We start from the raw sequence: 5,815 nt of genomic DNA on the forward strand, positions 1-5,815 counted from the left end.
CCTAGAAAAGTTTCCTCACTTAAGAGCCAGGAATAACCATCTGGTTCTTTTGTAATTTATAAAAAAATAAATCATCAGCGTACTAAAAAATATTAAAATATAGTGTTTATTTTTTATTTGTTTCGTGTTATTATATTTTTTGTTTAAAACTTCTTCAAACAAAAATAATAACCTGCAATCATCTGCCCTAGGTGATTGCAACCCCAAAACCAATGAGCCAGGCTATTATGTCTGTCTCTTTTTTTATTTTAAACCTCTATTTCTTCTAGGATTAAACTTCCCCTATTTTTCTTTACACAAAGTTAAGATATTTAAAATTGAATTGGAGACATATAGCCTAACGATGAATGCAGTCTTTTAGTATTATGGTAAATTTCTATATACTCGAAGATTGCATTCTTTAATTTTTCTACTGTTTCAATCTACCAGAAGTTCTGATTTTAAAGATTTATAAAATGATTCCATTAAAGCAATATCATATGAATTACCAGGACGACTCATGCTAGAAATAGCCATATTTCTATACTTTTCTTTGAAACTCTTTACTGGTGTACTGATAGAGATTCTCAGTATGAACAATTAAGCCTTTAGGAGTTTTTTCAGATTTTAGAGCTTCTTCTAAAGAGTTAATAACAAGCGTTTGGTCCATACTCGTATCTAAAGTCCATCCTACTACTTTACTGGTAAAAATATCGATGAAGGGAGATAAATATTTGTGTTGCTACTGGAATATACGTAAAATCATCTACCCAAATTTTATTTTTTGAATAAAAATGTTACTTGATGTCGTTGTTACTCAATGTCGTCTTATGATGATGTTACTTGATGTCGCCTCTATAGTTACTTATTGTCGTCTTAGTTGTTACTCTGTGTCGTCTCCATTGTTACTTGATGTCGCTTTATTGTTACTTGATGTCGTCTATTTTCTTTTGTATCATGCTTTATTATTGACCTACAGAGTGCCTAAAATGTTTAAAAATATAAAATATAAAAAGAAAAAGAAAGTTTTTAACGCTTTTTCTTTATTTTGTCGTTTTAATGTGGTAAATTTAACTAGGGAGGTGATCCTAACCTATGGAACAAAACCAAGTTGTAGTTCATCACAATAATTTAACAGAAAGTATTTTTTCTTTCAATGAACTTGAATTAAATACTTTTATAGTCTTAATATACAAGCTTAGAAATGGAAACAGAAAAGCTATATTTGATGCAAAAGACATAAAAAAACTTATTAATTCAAAAAACAGAAGCATGAAAAGATTTGAAATAATTGTACAGAACCTTTTTAACACAACAATAAATATAAAAACTGATACAGGCTACAAGTTAAAACATTTTTTCGAAGAACTGGAATTTAATTCTAAAGAAAAAACCATATCTATAGAAGTAAAAAAAGAATTTGAGTGGTTAATTTACGATTTAAAAGAAAAATTTACCAAATATTCTCTTCATGAATTTATAGAACTAAAAGGAGCTCAATCTAAAAGATTATTTCAACTTTTAAAACAATATGAAAACGCTACGGTAAGAACAATAGAAATAAACCAATTAAAAAAATGGCTTGGAGCAGAATCATACACAAGAATATATGATTTTGAAAAAAGAGTATTAATTCCATCTGTAAATAATTTAAATGAAAATGCATCTATTAATATAAATTATGAAAAAATTAAACAGGGACGTAATATAACCCACATAAAATTCACTATTTTTAAAACAAAAAAGACGACAGCTAGTAACAAAATAGAAGTTTTACCAGCTTCGGATTACGAAAAAGAGAGTATAAAAATAATTAAGTCAGTATCAAGATTAAGAGAGGAAGCTCAAAAAACTTTGGAAAAACAAAGCATAACAAGAAATGAATTTGAAAAGATGGTAGAAGAGTATACACAATCTGGATTGACAGTAATTTCTGCCGAAAAATTTTTAAGAATTAAATATTCTATCATTGATTAGGGGGAAACTCATGTTAAAAATAGCAATAGCAAACAATAAGGGAGGAGTTGCTAAGACAACTTCTGCACTTAATTTAATGGCTTATTATGCTCAAAAAGGATATAAAGTTTTGGGTGTAGATCTTGATCCACAGGGAAATCTTTCTGACAGTTTAGGAATAAATATTGATGATTTAAAATTTACAGCGTATGAAGCACTTAAAAGTAAAGATGTGGTTCCTTTTATAACTGAGATAAAAGAAAATTTATCAATTGTTGCAAGTAATTTAGACCTTGAGAGAGGCAATCTTGATTTTGTTTCTATGATGGGAAGAGAACTCCTTCTGAAAAAGGCTCTGAAAAAAGCAGAAGAAAATTATGATATATGTATCATAGATACATCTCCTAGTCTTTCTACATTGACTCTAAACGCTTTGGCAGCTGCAGATACAATTTATATACCGCTTAGAAGTGGATACTTCGAAATGAGGGGCTCTGGTGTCTTAATTGACGTTATAAATGATGTCAGAGAAGATGTAAATCCAGATCTTAAAATAGGAGGAGTATTTTTAACTCAATATGATTCAAGAACAAATATGAGTTTAGAAGTAACAAAAAGACTTGAAGATCATTTCGGATCTTCACTTCTAAAATCTAAAATTAGAAATAATATAGCTTTAGCTGAAGCCCCAGCATTGGCACAAGATATATTTACGTATAAGCCAACAAGTAACGGATCCAAAGATTATAAAAAGTTGGCAGAGGAAATTCTAAAGAGGGAGGGGTTTAAGTAATGGCTAGCAAAAAAGGATTCTCTATGAGCAGGGATCCACTTTCTGTTTCTAAAAAAAATAATTCTTTCATTACAGAAAAATATAATTCTATCTTTGATTATGAAAAATTTGAAATAATCGACTTGAAAGCTGAACTCATTGAGTCTGAAGAAAAGATATACAACAACTCAATGAATATAGGGAAGGCCACTTTTGAAATTGCTGAAGAACTGTATAACGTAAATCAAAAATTAGCAAATAGAGGAAACGGAGTTTATATGGAGTGGTGCTCCTCTTTGGGAATCAATAAAGACAAGAGTTCTGTTTTATTAAAAAAATATAAGCTTTTTCTTGAAACTAGTAAAAGAGAGATAATGGAGCTTCCTATTCCAGTTGTAAAAACTTTAACAAGTAAGAATAGTAATTTTACTCAAGAAGATATACTGGAAGTATTAAAGGATAAGAAACCTTCTTTGAAAATAAAAGAAATAGAGAAAAGATATTCGCAAGTTGCGAATAAAAAATCTTGCGGAATTCAGGAAGCTATAATAGTTGAAAGTCCAGAAGGGAAATTGGAAAGGGAGCTTAAGTTAAAACAGGGTAAGCTTGATTTTATAAATAGAGATATAGCTGAGAGAGAGAAAAATCTAAAAAAAATAAGGGAAGAAAGAGAGCAAATTTTAAGAGAAATTTCTGAAATAGAAAAAAATATAAAAGTGCTTATCCAAACCATATAAAGAAGGTGGTATCATGATAAACTTGTGGAAAATAGAAGAGGTAAAAAAGAAGCTTGTCAATGAATTTAACCCTAAAAAAATATATATATTTGGGTCTTATGCCTGGGGAAATCCAAATGAAGACAGTGATCTGGATATTATGGTAATAACAGAACAATGCAATAACAAAATATTGGATATGAGAAGAGGTATTAAAGCCCTGAGAGGAACAGGAATATCCAAAGACTTAATAGTCGAAAGTGAGTTGGAGTTTCTTGAAAATTCTCGAGATTTATATAAAATAGAAAATGAGATTTATAACAGGGGGTACCTGATTTATGACAGTACCAACTAAAGATTTTGAAATTATGTATTTTAAAGCAGAAAGGGATTTCAAGTCCGCAGAGATTTTAATTGAGTCCGAACTTGAAGACAAAGCTATATACCATTTTCAGCAAGCCGGAGAGAAATCCCTAAAGGCTTACCTTATATACAATAAAACTAGAGTTCCAAAAAGCCATGATCTCACCGCTATTTTAGACAGCTGTGTAGAGATAGATAAAAGCTTTGAGCAGCTATATGAAGAATATGAAAATTTAACGCCGTACTCTACTGCCTTTAGGTACATGGATACTGGAATGGGAATAATTCCATCTCATGATCTTCTTGACGAAGCTGAAAAGGACAGTAGAAAAATACTTATGTTTGTAAAGAAAAAAATTGAATCAAGCTGAGTCTAGCAAATTATTAAGGAGGGACTTTTAGTTCCTTCTTTTTTTATGGTGGGATAGCTTTGTCTATGCTGTGTCTTTAAGATTTTGGTGATCAAAATTATATTTATTATTAAAACATCTGCTTATAACCTGTCGATCTTAATCTTTTTTGGTTTTCCTTTAAAAATACGTATTGCTAATATTATAACTAGATACAAAAAAACCGATCTTATACCGGTAATTGAAGTCATTTTCAATAGACTAAGGGTATCAAAAATTTCTATGTGGAAAATATAAAGAGGAGTTAGAATTGAAAAACTCAATATAAGACTTAATAAAAATATTTTGAAAGTGTTTATAAATGCCTCTTTTAGGTCTTTGACCTTTAAAAAACTATTCTTACTCATGTCACTTCTCCTAACATTATTTTATTTTGAACGTTATTCGATTTTCGTTACAAATATCCTTTTTTGATAATAGGTTTGTTTATAAATACAAAAATTTTCTATACAAGACATTCTAAAGGGATGTCTTGTTGTAATTTGTAAGCATAATAATTTTGACATAAAACTTTTTAAATAATATACTCAAAGGGTGACACACAATTGACATATGTTTGTGAAACAGAAGGAGAGCAATTTGAAAAAAGGATTTACACTCATAGAATTAATGGTAGTAATCTCTATTATTTCACTGATATCAGCCATTGTTATCCCAAAATATAATAATGTTACATTAGAAGCGAAGGTGGCAAATGTACAGGCTAACCTCTCTAATTTAAACACTGCGATAGAAATGTATAAATTGAAAAATGAAGAGTATCCCGACTTGGAAGGAAGTCAAGATAACTTGGGGGAGTTTTCAAATTTTTACTCTAAATCAAAGATGCCAGATACACCATCTTTTGAAGGTGGTTCTGAAAGCAATAATGTAACAGCTGAAAGAACTGATGACGGAGGGTGGCTTTATTTTAAAGATGAGGGGGAAATATATGCAGATCTTCCCAATGGAGCTTATACAGGAGATTCCACTAATGAGATTTGGAATGATGAAAGTTCAAGTCCAGAAACTTCAAGCAGCCAAGTAGAAACTGCAATCAATCCTAGTTTCGAAAATTATACAATATCGCCTAATTCATATGCGCTTGTTGATGCTGGCTCAATTGACGGGTGGAGCACAACAGCAACAGATAATAAAATAGAGATTTGGAGCGATGGTTTCCTTGGAGTAAACGCAGCTGACGGAAATTATTTTGTAGAGTTGAATGCAACACAGGTAGCATCATTATATCAGGAAATAGAAACTACTCCTGGGACGACTTTGACATGGTCTATTAGTCACAGAGGAAGGACTGGAGAAGACGTTGCTACGATAAGTGTCGGGGATGGAGATGAAACCATAGTATTAGAAACTATGACTGATGGAAATACTGAATGGGGCACTTACACTGGTACTTACGTAGTTCCTGAAGGCCAAACAACGACAACATTTTCTCTTAATTCAGTAAGCTCAGCAAGTAGTTCTAACTCAGTAGGAAACTTTATAGATGCCTTTTCAGTAACAGCACAATAAATTTATAAAAGAAGCTGCTTTTATTTTTGTCTCTTAGTTTTTCATGGCTAAGAAGTTTATCTATAAAAATTGGAGGTGAAATATGAAGCAAGGATTCACAGGAATAG

Annotated in this window: 7 protein-coding genes and 1 pseudogene; 6 read left to right on the forward strand and 2 right to left on the reverse strand. The window is 30.8% G+C overall.

Annotated features, from left to right (window positions below; translation table 11 throughout):
• Positions 1-311: 311 nt before the first annotated feature.
• Both ABZA26_RS06105 and ABZA26_RS06110 read right to left on the reverse strand, forming a co-directional pair.
• Complete coding sequence (locus tag ABZA26_RS06105; RefSeq protein WP_372713642.1) at positions 312-422, reverse strand: IS3 family transposase; 111 nt, start codon at positions 420-422, stop codon at positions 312-314.
• 98 nt (positions 423-520) lie between these two features.
• Positions 521-703, reverse strand: a pseudogene (locus tag ABZA26_RS06110) (DDE-type integrase/transposase/recombinase); the annotation flags it as partial.
• Between the two features lie 371 nt (positions 704-1,074).
• Here ABZA26_RS06110 and ABZA26_RS06115 point away from each other — a divergent pair.
• The 6 genes from ABZA26_RS06115 (at position 1,075) to ABZA26_RS06140 (ending at position 5,708) form a co-directional block, all read left to right on the forward strand.
• The gene (locus ABZA26_RS06115; RefSeq protein WP_372713636.1) at positions 1,075-1,956 is read left to right on the forward strand and encodes a replication initiation protein; all 882 of its coding nucleotides are present in this window, start codon (positions 1,075-1,077) and stop codon (positions 1,954-1,956) included.
• A gap of 10 nt (positions 1,957-1,966) precedes the next feature.
• Positions 1,967-2,728: a ParA family protein gene (locus ABZA26_RS06120; RefSeq protein WP_372713637.1), complete on the forward strand. Its 762-nt coding sequence runs from the start codon at positions 1,967-1,969 to the stop codon at positions 2,726-2,728.
• Positions 2,728-3,444 carry a hypothetical protein gene (locus tag ABZA26_RS06125; protein ID WP_372713638.1) on the forward strand — a complete coding sequence of 239 codons (717 nt, stop codon included), beginning with the start codon at positions 2,728-2,730 and terminating at the stop codon, positions 3,442-3,444. Before ABZA26_RS06120 ends, ABZA26_RS06125 begins: the two co-directional genes overlap by 1 nt.
• Positions 3,445-3,457: 13 nt before the next feature.
• Positions 3,458-3,778, forward strand: coding sequence for a nucleotidyltransferase domain-containing protein (locus tag ABZA26_RS06130; RefSeq protein WP_372713639.1), 321 nt, complete (start codon positions 3,458-3,460; stop codon positions 3,776-3,778).
• Positions 3,762-4,157 carry a HEPN domain-containing protein gene (locus tag ABZA26_RS06135; protein WP_372713640.1) on the forward strand — a complete coding sequence of 132 codons (396 nt, stop codon included), beginning with the start codon at positions 3,762-3,764 and terminating at the stop codon, positions 4,155-4,157. The genes ABZA26_RS06130 and ABZA26_RS06135 overlap by 17 nt, the downstream gene beginning before the upstream one ends.
• 618 nt (positions 4,158-4,775) lie before the next feature.
• Positions 4,776-5,708, forward strand: coding sequence for a type IV pilin protein (locus ABZA26_RS06140; protein WP_372713641.1), 933 nt, complete (start codon positions 4,776-4,778; stop codon positions 5,706-5,708).
• Positions 5,709-5,815 lie beyond the last annotated feature (107 nt).

It is taken from the genome of Ilyobacter sp., from assembly GCF_041583315.1.
GTDB lineage: Bacteria > Fusobacteriota > Fusobacteriia > Fusobacteriales > Fusobacteriaceae > Ilyobacter.

Coding starts and splice junctions, on each gene's coding strand:
- ABZA26_RS06135 (WP_372713640.1), top strand. CDS start 3,762: ATGACAGTACCAACTAAAGATTTTGAAATTATGTATTTTAAAGCAGAA.
- ABZA26_RS06130 (WP_372713639.1), top strand. CDS start 3,458: ATGATAAACTTGTGGAAAATAGAAGAGGTAAAAAAGAAGCTTGTCAAT.
- ABZA26_RS06120 (WP_372713637.1), top strand. CDS start 1,967: ATGTTAAAAATAGCAATAGCAAACAATAAGGGAGGAGTTGCTAAGACA.
- ABZA26_RS06115 (WP_372713636.1), top strand. CDS start 1,075: ATGGAACAAAACCAAGTTGTAGTTCATCACAATAATTTAACAGAAAGT.
- ABZA26_RS06125 (WP_372713638.1), top strand. CDS start 2,728: ATGGCTAGCAAAAAAGGATTCTCTATGAGCAGGGATCCACTTTCTGTT.